This is a genomic window from Planctellipticum variicoloris (genome assembly GCF_030622045.1).
Classification (GTDB): Bacteria; Planctomycetota; Planctomycetia; order Planctomycetales; family Planctomycetaceae; genus Planctellipticum; species Planctellipticum variicoloris.
Window position 1 is genome coordinate 2,958,388 of sequence record NZ_CP130886.1, and the last position, 17,301, is coordinate 2,975,688.

The following is a 17,301-nucleotide window of genomic DNA, read 5'->3' on the forward strand; positions in this document are numbered from 1 at the left end:
ACCAGTGTCAGCGTGTCCCCTTGTCGGGTGCGAGGCGAGCTGGATCCACGGCGCGGACGGCCGCGCTGCTCGAGCGCACAATCCCGGCTGCGGGCCTGATCAGGGCCCAGGGGGGATTTCTCGAAAGGGAAGTCCCGGGGCGCACTTTGTGCGCGCATTCCTCGGCGTCGAGTCTTCCCGTTGCGTCCCCGCGCAAGGTCAGACCTGATCCAGTGCCAGCCGAAAGACGGGGCGGGAGCGGTTGATTCAGGACCACTCCCGCTCTGTCCTGGCCGGCCAACTTGAACCCTCCGTCAAGCGAACTCCCCGAGTCCCGCCCGGCGCCGCCGCGCGCAACAATCCGGTCACTTTGCACTTTTCATTTTGCATTTTTCACTTTGCACTGACCTGCCCGGCTGCTCTTTCGCCCCTCCGGGGCTCAAGACTCGCACCGTAGGGTCGGGCGCGCCCGGCTGCTCGTCCTCTCCGGCGATCAGCGATCCGCGATAAGCGATCAGCCCTCTTCCTCCGGCGATTCCCTACTCGCTCACCCAATATCCTGCGTACTCCGCCCCAGCGCCACGTCGAACTCGCTCACCGCCGGAACCAGCATCGCAATCACCGTGAAGCCATACGCCGCGGTGATAAACAGGCAGACCCCCAGCGTCTGGCCGAGCAGAAAACTGGTCACCGCGTAGAACGTGCAGAAGGGCAGAATCGCCGCCGCCAGGCTCAACGCAGGCGACGGATTGCGATGCGTCAGCGCCGACCACAATCCCAGGCTCCCTCCCAGAATGAACACCAGGAAGCTCGGCAACTGCAGCGCGAATGAAGCCCTCGCCTGCAGCAGCAGGACCAGCAGCACAAACACCCCGACGAACAGAAAGAAAATCGTTCCCAGGCTGTTGGAAATCGCCTGGCGCGAATTCCCGTACGCCAGACCGAAGTGCAGGCCGAGCATCGCCGAGAACAGTGTCAGCGTCAGGAATCCAATCGTCACGTAGACGCTGTTTTCGATCGTGCAGTGCCCCTGGGCCACCAGAAATCCCAGCCAGACCAGCGGCGCTGCGATCAGTTGCCAGGTGTTGTAGAGCACGCCACCCAATTTGCCGTAAATGAACTCTTTCGCTGAGATCTCCGTCACCAGCAGCAGATCCAGCGTCGCCGCGTCTCGTTCCGTCGTCAGCGAAGTCACCGCCTGAGCATTCACCAGCAGCAGCGTCAGCAGGCCGAGGGCCACAAAGGCAAACCCGCCCTGCGTGATCATCCCCAGAATCAGCCGGCTCGGGTCTCCCCCCGCCAGCGATCCGCCGATGATCAGACCCGCCAGCACGAAGTACGCCAGCTTGATCAGCACCATCTTCCGGCCGTACGCCCGCGTGCAGATCTCCCGCCAGATCACCGGCGCATCCCAGATCTGCCGGGCTCGCCGCTCGACCCCCGTCGGATCTTCGTCAGACGCCGCCGCTTCATACACCGCCTGGTTGGGATTCCACACCCGCAGCCGCAGCAGCGTCGCCACGTTCAGCACCGCGGCCAGCGCCAGCAGTTCCGCGAGAGAAACCGCCGCCGCAGTCGTCGATGACCACCCGGCCGGCGAATTGAACGGATCGATCACCGCAAACAGCGCTCGGTACGGATTGAGCAGTCCCAGAGCCACACCGACTGGAGTCCCGCCGAGCAGCCACGAGACCCCTTCCACGACTCCCAGAAACAGAATCAGTCCGATCAGGCAGATCGCCAGCGTCTGGAACGTCTTCTCGCGCCAGAATGCCACCAGCACGCCCCAGCTACCCGCCGCGAAACCCGCCGCCGCGGAGATCAACACCGCCCAGGTCACCTGCTGAAACGAGACGCCCCCCAGCAGATGGATGATCGACAGCGCCGGATAAGAGATCGCCACCAGCACGGCGGGCAGCAGCAGCGCGGCGAGGAGTTTTCCAAAAACCAGTTCTCCGTCGCGGAGGTCGGTCATCAGCAGCAGAATCAGGGTCCGCCGGTCCTTCTCCTGAGCCACGTTGCCCGAGGCGAAGATCATCGAGAAAAACAGCACCAGCGTAAGCTGCACGAGACACAGCACCTGAAACACGCTGCTGCCGAAGCGAGCGATATCGCCGACGTTCCGGACATGCTGCCAGCCGAACGTGGTCTGGGCCGACGTGTAGAGCAGGATGAACAGCGCCCCGAGATACATGGCGCGCAGCAGGTAATGCTTGAGCGGCCGGGGCAGCGTCAACGTCTCCCGGTGAAACAACGGACCAGCCAGCAAAGCACTCTCCCGCTCACAGCCGCAGTCACGACGTCACAAAACCCGGCAGAGTATACCGTTACCGCTCAGGCCGCCGCAAAGGCTGGTGGAGGTTTCCTCCGACGGCGCAGCAATGTCGAATAGAAGATCGGCCATCTGCTGGTGTGAGTCACTCATCCTTCCGATTTCTTCGTTCGACATTCTGCCGTCGTCATTCGACATTTTTCTTCTTACCATCCTCACGGGCGGACGCCAGGCACAGATCCATCACCTGCTGCGTTTTCACCGAAATCTCCGGCCAGAACGGATCTGGCTTACCAGACAGCACCAGCTCGGAAAACTTCCGGAACAGCCGGGTTTCCTGAGCCGTCGCATGGCTGTTGCTGTACTCCGGCACGGAGTGCTGCCGGGTGTGGTCTTCCATGTTGAAGTCGCAGCCGGCCACCTGAAACGCGGCGTTGGTCACGGAAAAGCCGACTTCGTTCCCGTAGAACGGCAGCACGAAATCCCGCACCGTGGCAAAGCCTTTCGTCCCGCTGATGTTCGCCCACTGCTGATTCTCTGTGAGGAACGAGCAGTAGAAGCTGGCGCTCACGTCGTCCGGAAAGAACAGCTCCGCCGAGAACTCCAGCGGCACGCCCCCCGCCGTCGCCTTGAGGATTCGCCCCGTCACGGACGTCGGCATCGCATAGCCCAGCGTCCACAGAATGAACCGGATATTGTACCAGCCCAGGTCGCCCAGGCAGCCGTAGGGCTCCAGCGAGTCCTGCACGCGAATGTTCGACTGATGGAAGTCCGCGTTCGCGTTGAAGCTGAACTGCGTGGCGATCCGCCGGATCTTGCCGACGCTCTGGCCGTCGTCGAGCACCGCCCGGAGCTGGTTCAGCCGCTCGCTGTGCATGAACATCACGCCGTCCATAAACTGCACGCCCTGCTGTTCGCAGGCCGCGGTCATCTCGCGAACGTCCGCCAGCGTGGTCCCCACGGGCTTTTCCGCCATCACATGCTTGCCCGCCCGGGCCGCCTTGATGACCCACTCCTTCCGGACGCCGGTCGGCAGGGGAATGTAAACCGCGTCGATGTCCTGCCGGTCGAGCAGCTCTTCGTAGCTGCCCAGCGGTTCGGGGGCTGTCTCAAATGGAACCGACGCCTGACACTCGGCGATGAACTGGCGGCTGCGGTCGAGACTCCGGCTGGCCACGGCAACCAGCCTGCTGTTCCCCGACTGGCGCAGCGACTGCCAGTTCTTGCGGGCGATGACGGCGGCCCCCAGAATCCCCCAACGACACGTTCCAGCCATGCTCTGCCAGCTCCCCTCAGGCGCTCGCGGCGCCGGGCACTCAGGACGGTTTCTCTCAGCCAGACGACGCAACTTTAACGGCTCGAACAGCCGTCTCACAAGCTCGTTGCCACTGCCGGCCGGATGCGATTCTGTGACAACTGCGCAGTCTGCAACGGGACGCTGGTCGTACCGTGCCCGGAGTGTTAAGCTCCGGACCAAACCGGGCACTCGCCCGGCCATCCGTCAGCACGAGACTCCACGGACCGCGGCATGCAACTGACCTATCTCGACTGGTTCGTCGTGCTGCTGTACCTCATCAGCACGATCGCGATCGGCCTGTGGGTCGGCGCCTACGTCAAAACCGGCCGGGACTTCTTCCTCGCCGGCCGCAGCCTCCCCTGGTGGGCCATCGGCTTCTCGCTGGTCGCCACCGACATCGGCGGCACCGATCTCATCGGCGTCGGCGGCGGCGCCTACCGCTACGGCATGGCCATCGGCAGCTTCGAATGGATCGGCTGCGTCCCGGCGATGATCGTGGCCGCCTTCATCTTCATCCCCCACTTCTGGCGCTGCCAGATCACCACCATCCCCGAGTTCATGGAACGCCGCTTCAACGTCGAGCTGCGCACGGCCCTCGCCTTCTGCTGGCTGCTGTTCATGGCCTGCAATCTCGGCGTCATGCTCCTCGCCTCGGCCAAGATGATGCAGACTCTCGCCGGCTGGGATCCGGTCTATTCCATTCTGGTCACCGCGGCCCTCGTCGGCGTCTATACCTTCGCCGGCGGCCTGGCGGCGGTCGTCTACACCGACGTGCTGCAGGGCGTCGTCATGATCGGCGGCTGCGCGATGGTGGTTGTGATCGGCATCGCCGAAGTCGGCGGCGTCGAAGCCTTCCGGCAGAAGGTTCACGAAGCCGTGCAGGCTCGCGAGAAAAACTCCGAAGCAAACGCCGCGGCCCTCGCGGAAGATCCGGAATTCACTCCCGACGCCGCTGCCGAGCTGCGCCGTCTCCCGACGCCCGATCCGGTCAACCCGGCCCCGGAATCCGACCACTGGTCGCTGGTCCTCCCTGCCGATACGAATTCTCCGTTCCCCTGGCCCGGCATCCTGTTCGGCCTGGCCTTCATCATCAGTCCGGCCTACTGGATCGGCAATCAATGCATCGTGCAGCGCGGCTTCGGCGCCCGGACGGAGTATGACGCGAGCGCGGCCTATGTCTTCGGGGCCCTCATTAAGAATCTCATTCCGCTGATCATCGTCATCCCCGGCCTCCTGGCCCTGGCGCAGTTTCCGTTTATCAACGACACCGATCAGGCTCTGCCGAGGATCATCGGCGAGCTGCTTCCCGCAGGCCTCAGGGGCCTGTTCCTGGCCGCGTTCCTGGCGGCACTGATGTCGAGCGTCGACTCCTACGTCAACTCGGCCGCAGCGATTGTCACTAACGACTTCTACCAGCGGTTTCTTCGCCCACAGGCCGATCAGCGGCAGATCCTCTTCGTGGGCCGGTTCACGACGATCGCCCTCATCATCTGGGGCGTCTTTTTCGCGTGGATCCTGATGGAGGATACGACCAGCATTTACACGCTGTTCCAGACGATGATTAGTTTTTTCTCGGGGCCGGCGTTTGCCATGCTGCTGTGCGGCGTCCTCTCCCGTCGCATCAACGGCGGCGGTGCGTTTGTCGGCTTCCTGGCCGGGGTCGCAATGGCCGTTTCACTGCACGTCCTGAATCAGCCGCTGGTCGCCGAGAAGCTGGCGCTGCGACCGATGTTCCAGATTCAGGAACCGTTTCTCTACTATTCGATCTGGGGGTTCCTCACGAGTCTGGCCGTTGCGTTCCTGGTCAGTCCGTTCACCCGGCCCGACTCCGCCGAACGACTCAAATACGTCCTGTCCTTCCGCCGCGGCGAGGGCCTGCCATGAATACCACGCTCCTCCACTGGGTCGGCGACCAGATCCGCAATCTCTGCCTGCAGGTTCCGATGGGCGCGGTCCGGGGCGCTTTCATCGCCGTCCCCATTCTGATGATGATCTGGGTCATCTTCCTGCCCAACAGCCGGACAACCCCCGCCGATCGCCCCCACTCGCTGCACGAAAACCTCAAACTCTGGGCCTGGCTGGCCCTGATGTTCCAAGTCCTCGTCTACTCAATCTTCTAGCGGCCGCGGACGGCCCCGCTGCCGACGCCGCCGGCGGCGGCCACGCTGCCGACTCTGAAATGGGTTGGGCGTAGATGGCCTGTACGGCGGCGATGGGAGAATCTGGCGGGCTTGCGGGTTGGAATGACTCGCCTTGGCGGATAATATGCACGTCCGTTCCTGAGCCGTTCTTTCCGTGTCGCTCCCTGCGGAGCGCGGCGCTTTTCGGGGAGGCCCTGTCATGTCTGCGAATGCCAAAGCGACTGTCTCGACCCTGATTCCCTGCCTGCGATACCGCAACGCCCCCGCGGCGATCGACTGGCTGTGCGAAAACTTCGGCTTTGAACGCCAGCTTGTCGTTCCCGGCGAGAACGGCACGATCGCCCATTCTCAACTCCGCTTCGGGAACGGGCTGATCATGGTTGGCTCGGTCTCCGACAACGAGTTCGGCCGGCTGATGAAGCAGCCCGACGAAATCGGCGGCTGCGAAACGCAATGCCCCTGCGTCATCGTCAACGACGCCGATCTGGTCTACGAGAAAGCGATTGCCGCCGGGGCCGAAATCGTCCGACCGATTCAGGACGAAGACTATGGAGGCCGAGGCTTCGGCTGCCGGGATCTCGAAGGGCATCTGTGGTGGTTCGGAACCTACGATCCGTGCGCCGAGCCCGAAACGGCCCGGTGACGAGGATCTGTGCGGCGACGTTTGCTGCCGCTCGACTTCGCGTTTGAAGACTGTTTCCCCGTGAGAGGGTAAACGCGTGCCGGATGCTCGAGAGGATTGGAAGGCGCGACGGGAAGCAAAGGCGACGGCGCCGCCCAAAGAATTGCTACCCGGCGTCGCGATGCTGGCATTGCTGCATGTCATCGTCGGAACAGGGTTGTCCATATTGCTGTTTGCGGGATGGGCAAAGTTCGATGTCATTGCGCCACGCATGACTTCACTGGGAATCCCGCCAGCGCTTCTGATGGGCGGAGCCGTGCTCGTGGCCTCGATCACCCTGAGCGCCGGCATCGGTCTGTTCCGGTCTGCGCGATGGGGTTGGTGGCTGACGACGTTTTGTTATGTCTCCAGCATTTTCTTCGACTCGTCGAGCATACTATTGCTCTTTATCCGTGGCCAACCGCTAATCGCATCGGCACAGAGACCTGAGTACGAGTTCGCCAAGCTGATGACGCGAATCTTACTGAGCTCCCTGATCCTTCAGTATCTGTTCAAGGACAACGTCAGAGAATCTCTGGACGCGAAATCGATCTCTCCGCTCCGCGCCATCGGCACCCTGATCAGCATCTGCACGGTCCTGACAACGGCCGCGGCGTTAGCAGTGAGAATCTCCCCCTGATCAATGTCGAGCAACGTTGACGTGATTCCGCGGTCGCTCATGAGAGCACCGCCTATCGCTTACCGCCCGTGCTGCCGGGCGAGTTCCTCTATCCGGTCCGCGGCGGCTCCAAGTCCGTCCTCTGTGCCGAACTGACCGGCAACTTGCCGGCAACGTTCGACGGTCGGCGGCGACATGACGCGTTCCAGCGCAGCAGCCAGGTCGCGTCCGCGGCGCCGGCGACGTGGCAGGCCGATACCCGCGCCGATCTTCTCGATTCGCCGGGCGTTGTCGCACTGATCCCAGGCCTGAGGGAGCAGGACTTGCGGGATCCCCGCCGCCAGCGCGCGGGCCGTCGTGCCGATCCCGCCGTGATGGACCACCGCGCCGCACAGCGGGAACAGCTCCAGAAATGAGGCGAATTCGAAATGCCGCACATTGTCCGGGAGCCTCGCCGGAACCTGAGCGGCATGGCCGGTCAGCAGCACGCCGCGGAGCCCCAGTTGCTCACAGGCTTCCACGGCCGCCCGGAAGAACTCGGCGGCGTGCAGCATGCCCGTCCCGGCGGTAAAGATGACCGGAGGAGCGGCGGCCCGGCAGAACTGGCTGACTTCCGGCGGAAGATCTCGTGAACCCGTCCCGTCGTACATCGGGAAGCCGGTCAGCCGGAGCTGGGGCGACCAGTCCGCCTGCGGCGGTCCGTACCAGTCGGGAAACATCCCCAGCATCAACTGCGGCGACAGCATCCACTGCGGAATGCGGGAGACCGGACCGAGCTGCTGCTCCCGGCGGAACCGATTGATGCGTCTCCGGATCAAGCCGTCGACGATGACATCGAACAACCGCCAGTAGAGCCGTCCGACCCAGCGGGGAAGTCCCGCCGGCAGCGACAGGCCGCCCGACATGGCGGGCGGGGCAATCGCGCTGGCGATCATCCACGGCTGCAGAATGATCGTAGCCAGGGGACAGCCGAACTTGTCGTGGGCGATTCGCGCGGCAAAGACGCCCGGATTGGAAACGAGGACGACATCCGGCTCGCGGGCCAGCCGGGCGAGCATCGCATACTGGGCCGGAATTAACGGGCCGCCGTACCTGACGCCCACCGCCGGCCCTTTGATCGGATGCCAGAAATCGGGGTCGCCCAGCAGCCGGTTGATGTCGACGGTCGAAATCAGCGGCAGAAATTCCAGCCCCAGTTCCGCGGCCGCGGGCGCGTAGGGCTCGTTCGCCGCCAGCGTCACCCGATGCCCGCGGGCCCGCAGTCGTTCGCCGAGCCCCAGATAGGGAGCGACGTCGCCGTGGGTGCCCATCGTGACGAGAACCGCGTGCATGATGTTTCCCCGTGATCAGCTCTGGCGAGGATCCAGCCCGCTCCGCCGAAGACAAAACGCGGTCGCCGTTTTGCTCTCTCCTGTCGGAATGAGATCTCGTACCATTGGCGGTCATGGTGTCACTTCTCGCAACGTCCGGCCAGTCACACGCGTCCGCTGAACGCGCCCGGCGACGACGTCGCATAGTCTGGCGTCTGCCGCTCTTCCTCGGTGCAGCGGCATTTGTCGGCTGGGGACTCACCGTCCGGCGCATTGAGACGGATCTCGCGTCGGGCCGTAAGGCCGAGTCGTTCGAAGTTCTGGGAATCGTCGTCGATCGTCGCATCGACGACACTGCGGTCAGCCGGCTGTTGCTTCGCACAGCAGGAGATTCCCTCCCGTCGGCAAACTGGCGAACCGTTGGCGAGTGGAGTCTCTGGCAACCAGTTTCGCCGCATTTCACGCATCACGGCAGTCTGTCCGCCATTGAGGAAATCGACCGCATCGCGAGGTTGACCAATGCCCCGAACGAGGAAGTTCTGAAAATCTCTCGGAGAGCACTGGAACACCTGCGCCAGGACGAGATCGGTCCGGCGGATACCGTCATCAATCAGTGGTGGAACCGTCGACGGCATCTGGTCGAATGACTCATTGCCAGTTTTCATGAGACTCCTGCCGTGAACGATTCCCGCATCAACGTCCTGTTCGTCTGCAGCCGCAACCAGTGGCGCAGCCCGACCGCCGAACGACTCTGGCGGGATTCGTCCCGGCTCAACGTCCGCTCGGCGGGGATCAGCTCCAGCGCTCGCCGGGTGGTGTCTGCAGGCGATCTGCAGTGGGCCGACGTCGTGCTGGTCATGGAATCCCGACACCGCGCACAACTGCGGGAACGCTTCGGCCGGGATTTGGGCGGCGTGCGGATCGAAGTGCTCGATATTCCGGACGACTATGAATTCATGGACCCGGAGCTCGTGGAACTGCTGCAATTGCGAGTCGCCGATCTGCTCGGGCCTGACACCGAATGAAACCGCCAAGGCAACCGGTGCTGACACGTGAACGGCGTTCTGCTAAATCTCCGTTGTATTCCCCCGGAGAAGGAAATCGGGCGAGGCCCGGAGATGCGTTGCACGGCGTGGTCGTTTTTGTGGATTGTCCCGGTGCTGGCCGGCTGCCAGACGCCGACGGTCACCGTCCGCCGCGACCCGGTGCAGTACACCGTCAGCGTGGTCAAGCTGACCACTTCAGAACAGGGACGCAGTCTGCTGGAGGAGAAACCCGACGTTCATCTGCCTCAGGTGCTGAAGCGGCGCGACACCGAACTCAAAGAATACCCGCCGGTGTATCTCCTCCCGGGCGAGACGCAGGAAGCCAACCGACAGAAGCGGGTCGATTACCAGACGCCGCTGACGCCGGACGGCAAGTCGCAGGGGATGCAGCACGACACGGTCGGCGAGCTGGTCCGGGCGACGCTGGAGATTGAGCCGAAGGCCGGTCCGCAGATCCATGTCGAAGTCGACGACGCCCGGCTGACCGGCTGGCAGACGTTGACGCTGCAGGAAGGGCAGCAGCGCGTACCGGTCATCGGGCGCGACGGAGTCGCAACGGCATTGCAGCCGGTCTCGGGGAAGTGGGTCATGGCGGGCGCCACCTCCGCCGGCGAGGGGAAGTTCAGCGTGTTTCTGGTGCGTCTCGATCCGCCGGGCCGAGCGCCGGGGCCGGCTGCAACGCATGCCGAAGAAGAGGATTTCACCGCGGAGCCGCGGAGGACGCGGAGTTCGGAGGAGGAGAACGGACGAGTGAGGATGGAATAAGAGGCTGCGCAGAGTCTCGAATGTCGCCATGAACGGTTATCCTCGTTCCCAGGCTCCTGCCTGGGAACGTCGCTATTGGACGCTCTGCGTCCTCTTCCGGTCTCGCTAACAAGGCGGCAAAGAGCGAGGCAGAGCCTCGCAAAGATGGGGTTCCCAGGCAGAGCCTGGAAACCAGTGTGGTTGGACTTTCTCCTGGTCTTCTCCGCGTCCTCTGCGTCTCTGCGGTCAAATCTTTCCGGATTCTTGCCATGCCCTACATCATGGTCGACGTTGAAGCCGACGGACCGATTCCGGGCGATTACTCGATGATCTCCTTCGGCGCGGTGATCGTCGAATCGGAGCTTGGCCGTTCGTTCTACGGCCAGCTCCGCCCGATCTCGGAGAAATTCGTTCCCGAGGCCCTTGCCGTCAGTGGCTTCACGCGCGACGAGACGCTGCAGTTCGACGATCCCGCCGCCGTGATGGGCCGGTTCGACGCCTGGCTGCAGGAGCATTGTCCCGGCCGGGCGATTTTCGTTTCCGACAACAATGGCTTCGACTGGCAATTCATCAACTGGTACTTCCATCACTTCCTGGGGAAGAATCCGTTCGGGCACAGCTCGGTGAACCTGGGCTCGCTCTACAAGGGGCTGGTGCAGGACAGTTTCAAGAACTTCAAGCACCTGCGGAAGACGAAGCACACGCATCATCCGGTCGACGACGCCCGCGGAAATGCCGAAGCGCTCTTGCAGATGAAAGAGCTGGGGCTCAAGATTCGGTGGGACTGAACGGAGCGGACTGCGTCGTCGAACTTGCCGGAACTGCACAATGAACTGGCTTTCTGCCGCGTGCTGGCTGATGGTTGTCGGCCTGTTGTTTTCCTCTGCGGGCTGCGGGGCGCCCGGACCGGTCGGCGCGCCTGGAGCAGGGCAGGGGGCCGGCATGGACGGCGGGCCGCTCAGTCCTCCGCAGGCCAGTCCGCTGATGAAGCCGTTTGCAGGGGTCTGGGCCGTCGATCAGGAGCAGACGTTCGCAGCGCAGCGCGCCGCATGCGTTTCGGAAGAGGTCATCGCCCGACTGCGCGAGATGTCCGCCAGGAACCCGGAGTTGCGGGAGCTGCACAGTCGACTCCGCTTCACCGGCAATGTCGCCCTCGGCGAGGGCGGATTGGCGCAGGAATACTGGTGCTTCGGCCTGCACGAGCACGACGGCTGGGTCTGCGGGAAAGCGTGGCATCACGAAGACCGCCACGATCCGGGCGACATGAGCAAATGCTATGTCCGGTTCCGACTGGAAGGGGAGAGCCTCCTCTTCGACCTGCGCCTGCAGGACGGCCTGCCGGACCTCAACGATCCCGACCTGCTGACGACGCCGGCTCCCGAAGGGGGATCGGCGACGACTTGCGACGCCGAGAAGCCGGCCGGCCGGGACTGGGGCGAGTGGTCGCGGACTGTGTATGTCAGGAAGGAATGAGCGAGTTCGGCAGTGTGGCCGGGGCCGGAACCAAGGGAATTGCCGGTGTTCTGAGTTCCGGGGCTTCGCGAAGACGCTCCAGCCCCGGCCACCCGTGATGTCACGCCGGATCCCATTGTCCGAGACCCATTGATGGAAACTCGCTCGATTGAGCCTCCCTCCGACCCGCCCAATCGGCGCTCCGTCTGGTCGCGTCGCAAATGGCTCAAGTGGGCCGTCCCTGCGATCGGTCTCGGCTGTTTCGCCGACGCGTATTTTATCGAACCGGAGTGGGTCGAGTTCGTCCACCGCGATCTGCCGATCGAGAACCTACCGGCCGACTGGGACGGCCGGACGCTGGTGCAGCTCAGTGACATTCACGTCGGCCGACAGGTCGGTGAAGACTATCTGATCCGCACGTTCCAGCAGGTTGCGAACCTGCAGCCGGATGTCGTCGTCGTGACCGGCGACTTCGTCACGAGCTACGCGCTCCTGCCGCCGGACTTGGAACAGGTCGCACGGGTCTATGCCCATCTGCCGGGCGGTTCGGTCGCCACGCTGGGCTGCCTCGGCAATCACGATTACAGTTCTTCCTCGGACGGCCTGCCCACGGCCCCGCGGCTGTGCGGCATCCTGCAGGATTGCGGACTGCAGATGCTCGTCAACGCGGCGTCCGACCTCGGCGGGCTGCAGATCGCCGGCGTCGACGATCTGTGGCACGGCAACTTCCGACTGAAGCACACGTTGCAGCAGACATCGCCCGACGCCGGCCGGCTGGTTCTGTGTCACAACCCGGACGGGGCGGACCTGGCGGGGTGGGACGGCTATCGCGGGTGGATCCTGTCGGGGCATACGCACGGCGGCCAGTGCAAGCCGCCGTTTCTGCCTCCGCCGCTGCTGCCGGTCAAGAACCGGCGTTACACCGCAGGCGAGTTCGCGCTGGCGGACGGCCGCAGGCTCTCCATCAGCCGCGGCCTGGGCCACCTGCTGCCGGTGCGGTTCAACTGCCGGCCGGAGGTGACGGTGTTCCGGCTGGTGCGGGGGTGAGGCAACGACAGCCGCATCTTTGAACTTCAAACGATCGGCGTCGCGATCACCTGGATCTGGTTGACCATGCCTGTCGCACTGCTGTCAGCCGATGAAAGGTGGCCTCCGTCGTACGTAGAATCCGGAGAGTGCCAAGTGAGTAGTGAGTAGTTATATAGAGAGACAGTGCACGCCTGCCCCTAACTCTCCATTCACTTTGCACTCATCACTTCTCAATACTCACTTTTCACTTTCCGGAACTCCTGGGCCTACTCCCGCGACTCGATCGTCACGCCCATCACCACCGGGGCGGACGTGTCCGGGCCTTTCACCAGTTCGATCGTGGCGATTTTCTCGGCCCGCTCGGGTGTCACGGCGAAGTAGCGGATCTGCTGGCCCCGCAGGCGGAAGGCGAGCTTCGACTTCGGGACGTCGACCACGCGGATGTAGTCCGCGAACTCTTCGCCGTTCTTCAGGGCGTGGTCTTCGGTCGTCCCGTCCGCGTACTTCAGCCGGACGATCAGCGTCACCGATTTCTCCTGGCCGTAGGGGAAACCCCAGCCGCTGACGCCGCTGAGGAAGTGAATCGCCTTCGCCGGCATGTTGCAGGGGAGGGTGACTGTCCGCGGCAGATCGCGGGTGAGCGGCCCGTTCGGCGATTGCAGCAGGATCGCATTCGGCCGGCGGTCCCCTTCGGGATCGACGAGCTGAAACGGGACCCCTTCGAAGACCTTCGGCGACCAGTCGGGGAAGATCAGTCGTTCCGGGTCGGCCTCTTTATTGATGAACATCCCCCGCGTACTGACGACCGTTGCCACCTTGGCCAGGTCGAGCGGGACGTACTTGCCGCGCTTGGTGAGGAACTCCAGCAGGTCCCGCACCTCTTCGGGCTTCACCTGCTTCTCGAAGCCTTCGGGCATCAGCGACTTCGTTGATGAGACCAGTTCGTCGATGTCCTCGCGCTGGATCGGGTGCCGCTTGGCCTCGGTGTCGATCAGCTCGACCGCCGTCCGGCTTTCCCCCGCCAGCATCCCGGTCATCACCCGGCCGTCATTGAGGACCACCGTGTAGACGCGGTAATTGCCTTCGACGCTCCGGCTGGGGTCGAGAATGTGGACCAGCAATTCGCTCTTGGGATGGACCGCCATGCCGGTCAGGTCCGGACCGATTTTCGTTCCCTCGCCGCTGTGCGTGTGGCACTTGGCGCACTGCTTCTTGTAGATCTCTTTGCCGGCGACCGCATCGCCCGTCTGCTGCGCGAGGGGGAGCAGTTCCTGCAGAACCTTTTCGCGATCGGGGCTGGGGAGGCCGCCGAGCTGCTTGAGGAGCTTCTGGGCGCGATCGCGGATCGACCGATCCGGATGGGACGCCAGCGCCTGCTTCTGATCAAGCGTCAGATCCGCAAGCTGCAGCTTGCCAGCTTCGACGGCGTCGAGGAACGACACGGTCGTCTGCGGGCGTCCGAGCAGGACGCGGAAGGCGGCGATGCGGGCGGACGGGGTGAAGGACCGGCTCTTTTCGACGAGCGTTTCCCCGAGAGCCGGGGCCTGGCTGACCGACAGTTTGCCGATCAGCCGGGCGACGAACTCCGGCCCGGACTGCGGCGAAACGACGTCCAGCAGACGTTCGACGGCTTCGTCGGACTGCGACTGGAACGTCAGGAGCTGCTCGGCGGCAGCGACGCGGTCGTCGTCGGAGGCTTTGGCGTCTTTCACGACTTTCAGGAGCGACTCGACGATTTCCGCGGCGTACTGTTCCAGTTCCTTGCTCCCCCAGAGCACGGCCAGCCGGATGAGCTGCCCCTTGCTGCCGGCGGGGACGCGGCGGAGGACTTCGACGAGCTGTTTTTCGGTCGCGGCGGAGAGTTCGACTTTGGCGTCCCTGGGCCAGCCGCGGGAGAGGCCGGCGAGCAACGCTTCTGTCGTCGAGACCTCGGCGACGGAGAGGAGCTTCACCAGCCGGGCGACTTCGTCCGACGACGGGCGACCGCGGGCAATATGTTCCGCGACGATGGCGACCGTGTTGGCCGCCTTGTCACTCAGCCGCGGGGCAGGGGAGACGGAGGACAGGGACTGGCCTGCGGCCAGTCCTTCCAGGAAGGGGAGGGCCTGCGCGGCCGCGGCGGCCGTCACCGCATCCGACTGCCAGCGATCACCCATACCGTTCGGTGCGATGACCATCGCGGCGACGGCGATTCCGGCCTGTTCGCTGACCGGCATGTCGGCCAGGGCCAGCGTCGCGGCCAGACGGACCTGTGGGTCCGGGTCGCGAGTCAAGCCCGCACCGAGGATCGCTGACGTCGAAGACTCGGCCGAAGGCAGCACCTGCAACGCATTGCGGCGAACGCCGGCCGACGGATGTTTCAGCGCAGCGACCACCACCGGCCGGACTTCGTTGTGTGTGTCCTGAATGACGCCCAGGCCATGCAACGTCCAGAGGGCGTGAATGGCCGCAGTGTTGAGGCCGATCGAGTCGACGGATTGATCTGCGACCAGCTTGAGCAGCGCCGGGACCACGTCCGGCTTTCCCCGTTCCACGAGCAGCCGCTGGGCATGCCGCCGCCAGAGCAGGTTGTCGCGTTTGAGCGCTGCGACCAGTTCCTGCGGACGATCAATCGACAGGGGCGCACTCTGGCTTTCCGCTGTCCGCTCTCCGCTCTCCGCTGTGTATGCCACTCGATAGACCCGGCCGTACTTCTTATCGCGCAGGTCGCTTTCGTAGGCGTTTCCCTTGCCGGTCTTGAAGCCCTGCGGCGTCGGGTTGTGCTGGACGATGAAGTTGTACCAGTCGAGCACCCAGACGTTGCCGTCGGGGCCGACCTCGGCCATGATCGGGGCGGCCCAGTCGTCGTCGCTGGCGACGAGGTTCATCGGGCTGGTCGAGTGGAAGTCGGCGCCGTCTTTCTTCAGCAGGAACGTCCCGACGAGGTGTCCGGTCGGTTCGCAGACGAACGCCGTCCGGTTCCAGTACTGCTCCGGATAGGTCCGGGCGGTGTAGAGGGAATGTCCGCAGCCTGCGGTGTAGCCGCCAAACTGATCGACCTGGCGGATCTCCTTCTTGATTGCTTTGAACAGGTGGGTGTCGGCGATCGTGCCGAGCTGTTCCGCCGACCAGCCGCGGACCCGTTCGTAGTAGCGGTTGGCGATGGGCATGTAGACGCTGGGATTGTGATTGGCGGTCGAGCCGAAGATCACGCCTTCTTCGCTCATGCCCAGGCCCCAGGTGTTGTTGTTCGTCGAGCGGACGAATTCCAGGGCAGGGACTTCGGCGTTGTTCGCCGTTGGCGACGCCACCTGGAAGCGGAAGAAGCCCATACGGAACGGGGAGATCTGTTGGCCGCCAGCGATGACCGGCGTGGAATTATTATAGCCCTGCATGGCCCAGATCCAGTTGTCGAGCCCGTACTGGAAGTTGCTCACGCCGCCGTGGGTGTCTCCCAGCGCCCAGCCGGTGACGATGACCTGGCGGAGGTCGGCCTTGTCGTCGCCGTCGGTGTCTTTGAGATAGAGCGTTTCGACGCCGTCCTGGACGATGACGCCGCCGCGATGAAAGGCGATCGAGGTCGGGATGCTGAGTTTCTCGGCGAACAGGGTGAACTTGTCGGCCTTGCCGTCGCCGTCGGTATCTTCGCAAACGCGAATACGGTCGCGGCCCTGGCCGGGGGGCTGCAGCTCGTTGGGATAGTCATACGTCTCGCAGACCCAGAGCCGGCCGCGTTCATCCCAGGTCATGGCGATCGGCTTGCCGCCGAGGTCGGGTTCGGAGGCGAAGAGCTGCAGTTCGAAGCCTGCCGGCACCGAATAATGTTGCATCGACTCGGCTGGCGAGAGGGGCTGCTGCATCAGGTTCTTGGCGGCCCCTTGCACGCCCCACTTCTCGCCGGGCGTGTAGTTCGGGATTTTGGGTCCGACGTCGATGAATTCGAACTTGGCGGCGTCCGGTGCGATTGCCGTCATTTGCGGGACGACGAACTTGTCGGGATCGGACCAGGCGGGGACGGCCGACGGATCCTGCTTGCAGGCCCAGCGGATACCCCGTTCGAGCAGATTCTGGAAACCGGGATTGCCCCACGTCCGCTGATCGTGCCCCCAGGCGGTGTAGAAGACGCGGCCTTTGCCCTGCGTCCGCACCCAGGTCCAGGGCTCGCTTTTGCGGCCTGGCGCCTGTTCTCCCTGCACGCGTTCTTCCAGGACAATGCGATCCTTCTCGTTGTGCAGCGTATGGATGTAGGTTTCGTCCCAGCTTTCGAAGCTGCCGAAGCCCTTCATGATCGGGTGGTCCGGGCGGACGTTTTCCACGCCGAAGACTTCGCCGCCGTGTTTCTGGAATTGGGCCCCGACCAGCGCCACGAAGCGCGGCGAGTTGCGGAAGCAGTAGGAGGCGCAGTGCAGGGGGATGAAGGCCTTGCCCCCCTCGACGTAGTCGAGGAGCGCCTGGTCCTGTTCCGGGGTGATCCGGTCGATGTTGGCGAAGAGGATCAGCCCGTCGAACCCGGCGAGCGTCTGCGCGTTGAGGTCCGCGGGATCGTCGGTGTACTTGGCCTCAATGCCGCGGGCGCGGAGCACGGGTTCGATCTGCACGAACCGTTCCTGCGGACGGTGATGGCCGTTGTCGCCGAGGAACAGGAGTTTGAGCGGAGCGGGTTCGGCGGCGGACAGGGCGCCCCCGACAAGGCAGCCCAGCAACAGACTGAATTGGCTGAGTCGGGATACGAGCCGGCGACCCGGCCGACCAAGTTCGTGAAACTCAAACAT

The 17,301-nt window shown here is 64.0% G+C and carries 14 protein-coding genes; 9 read left to right on the plus strand and 5 right to left on the minus strand.

Annotation, left to right across the window (positions count from 1 at the left end; all coding sequences use genetic code 11):
• Positions 1-526: 526 nt before the first annotated feature.
• Together SH412_RS11495 and SH412_RS11500 are read right to left on the minus strand one after the other, a co-directional pair.
• Positions 527-2,248, minus strand: coding sequence for an ABC transporter permease (locus SH412_RS11495; protein WP_336523656.1), 1,722 nt, complete (start codon positions 2,246-2,248; stop codon positions 527-529).
• A 190-nt stretch (positions 2,249-2,438) separates the two neighbouring features.
• Positions 2,439-3,527, minus strand: a complete 1,089-nt coding sequence (locus SH412_RS11500; RefSeq protein ID WP_336523657.1) for a Gfo/Idh/MocA family protein — start codon at positions 3,525-3,527, stop codon at positions 2,439-2,441.
• 252 nt (positions 3,528-3,779) lie between these two features.
• Here SH412_RS11500 and SH412_RS11505 point away from each other — a divergent pair, with 252 nt between their 5' ends.
• From SH412_RS11505 to SH412_RS11520, 4 genes are all read left to right on the plus strand, one after another.
• Positions 3,780-5,432 (plus strand): sodium:solute symporter family transporter, encoded by a 1,653-nt coding sequence (locus SH412_RS11505; RefSeq protein WP_336523658.1) that lies wholly within the window; start codon positions 3,780-3,782, stop codon positions 5,430-5,432.
• Positions 5,429-5,668, plus strand: a complete 240-nt coding sequence (locus SH412_RS11510) for a hypothetical protein (protein WP_336523659.1) — start codon at positions 5,429-5,431, stop codon at positions 5,666-5,668. Before SH412_RS11505 ends, SH412_RS11510 begins: the two co-directional genes overlap by 4 nt.
• Positions 5,669-5,888: 220 nt before the next feature.
• Complete coding sequence (locus SH412_RS11515; protein ID WP_336523660.1) at positions 5,889-6,332, plus strand: VOC family protein; 444 nt, start codon at positions 5,889-5,891, stop codon at positions 6,330-6,332.
• Between the two features lie 76 nt (positions 6,333-6,408).
• Positions 6,409-6,990 carry a hypothetical protein gene (locus SH412_RS11520; RefSeq protein WP_336523661.1) on the plus strand — a complete coding sequence of 194 codons (582 nt, stop codon included), beginning with the start codon at positions 6,409-6,411 and terminating at the stop codon, positions 6,988-6,990.
• A 59-nt stretch (positions 6,991-7,049) separates the two neighbouring features.
• On the opposite strand, the gene SH412_RS11525 is transcribed toward SH412_RS11520, so the two are convergent.
• Together SH412_RS11525 and SH412_RS11530 are read right to left on the minus strand one after the other, a co-directional pair.
• Positions 7,050-8,300, minus strand: coding sequence for a glycosyltransferase (locus SH412_RS11525; protein WP_336523662.1), 1,251 nt, complete (start codon positions 8,298-8,300; stop codon positions 7,050-7,052).
• Positions 8,301-8,443: 143 nt separating this feature from the next.
• Positions 8,444-8,944: a hypothetical protein gene (locus tag SH412_RS11530; protein WP_336523663.1), complete on the minus strand. Its 501-nt coding sequence runs from the start codon at positions 8,942-8,944 to the stop codon at positions 8,444-8,446.
• Between the two features lie 12 nt (positions 8,945-8,956).
• On the opposite strand from SH412_RS11530, the gene SH412_RS11535 reads away from it, so the two are divergent.
• The 5 genes from SH412_RS11535 to SH412_RS11555 all read left to right on the plus strand — a co-directional run bounded on the left by SH412_RS11535 (position 8,957) and on the right by SH412_RS11555 (position 12,568).
• The gene (locus tag SH412_RS11535; RefSeq protein WP_336523664.1) at positions 8,957-9,304 is read left to right on the plus strand and encodes a low molecular weight protein tyrosine phosphatase family protein; all 348 of its coding nucleotides are present in this window, start codon (positions 8,957-8,959) and stop codon (positions 9,302-9,304) included.
• A 93-nt stretch (positions 9,305-9,397) separates the two neighbouring features.
• Positions 9,398-10,090, plus strand: a complete 693-nt coding sequence (locus tag SH412_RS11540; protein WP_336523665.1) for a hypothetical protein — start codon at positions 9,398-9,400, stop codon at positions 10,088-10,090.
• 248 nt (positions 10,091-10,338) lie between these two features.
• The gene (locus SH412_RS11545; protein ID WP_336523666.1) at positions 10,339-10,857 is read left to right on the plus strand and encodes a 3'-5' exonuclease; all 519 of its coding nucleotides are present in this window, start codon (positions 10,339-10,341) and stop codon (positions 10,855-10,857) included.
• Positions 10,858-10,897: 40 nt separating this feature from the next.
• Positions 10,898-11,542, plus strand: coding sequence for a hypothetical protein (locus tag SH412_RS11550; RefSeq protein WP_336523667.1), 645 nt, complete (start codon positions 10,898-10,900; stop codon positions 11,540-11,542).
• A gap of 132 nt (positions 11,543-11,674) precedes the next feature.
• Positions 11,675-12,568, plus strand: coding sequence for a metallophosphoesterase (locus SH412_RS11555; RefSeq protein WP_336523668.1), 894 nt, complete (start codon positions 11,675-11,677; stop codon positions 12,566-12,568).
• 248 nt (positions 12,569-12,816) lie between these two features.
• On the opposite strand, the gene SH412_RS11560 is transcribed toward SH412_RS11555, so the two are convergent.
• Positions 12,817-17,301: a PVC-type heme-binding CxxCH protein gene (locus SH412_RS11560; protein WP_336523669.1), complete on the minus strand. Its 4,485-nt coding sequence runs from the start codon at positions 17,299-17,301 to the stop codon at positions 12,817-12,819.

Coding starts and splice junctions, on each gene's coding strand:
- SH412_RS11530 (WP_336523663.1), bottom strand. CDS start 8,944: ATGAAAACTGGCAATGAGTCATTCGACCAGATGCCGTCGACGGTTCCA.
- SH412_RS11510 (WP_336523659.1), top strand. CDS start 5,429: ATGAATACCACGCTCCTCCACTGGGTCGGCGACCAGATCCGCAATCTC.
- SH412_RS11560 (WP_336523669.1), bottom strand. CDS start 17,301: ATGTTTGAGTTTCACGAACTTGGTCGGCCGGGTCGCCGGCTCGTATCC.
- SH412_RS11500 (WP_336523657.1), bottom strand. CDS start 3,527: ATGGCTGGAACGTGTCGTTGGGGGATTCTGGGGGCCGCCGTCATCGCC.
- SH412_RS11525 (WP_336523662.1), bottom strand. CDS start 8,300: ATGCACGCGGTTCTCGTCACGATGGGCACCCACGGCGACGTCGCTCCC.
- SH412_RS11540 (WP_336523665.1), top strand. CDS start 9,398: ATGCGTTGCACGGCGTGGTCGTTTTTGTGGATTGTCCCGGTGCTGGCC.
- SH412_RS11550 (WP_336523667.1), top strand. CDS start 10,898: ATGAACTGGCTTTCTGCCGCGTGCTGGCTGATGGTTGTCGGCCTGTTG.
- SH412_RS11555 (WP_336523668.1), top strand. CDS start 11,675: ATGGAAACTCGCTCGATTGAGCCTCCCTCCGACCCGCCCAATCGGCGC.
- SH412_RS11505 (WP_336523658.1), top strand. CDS start 3,780: ATGCAACTGACCTATCTCGACTGGTTCGTCGTGCTGCTGTACCTCATC.
- SH412_RS11545 (WP_336523666.1), top strand. CDS start 10,339: ATGCCCTACATCATGGTCGACGTTGAAGCCGACGGACCGATTCCGGGC.
- SH412_RS11515 (WP_336523660.1), top strand. CDS start 5,889: ATGTCTGCGAATGCCAAAGCGACTGTCTCGACCCTGATTCCCTGCCTG.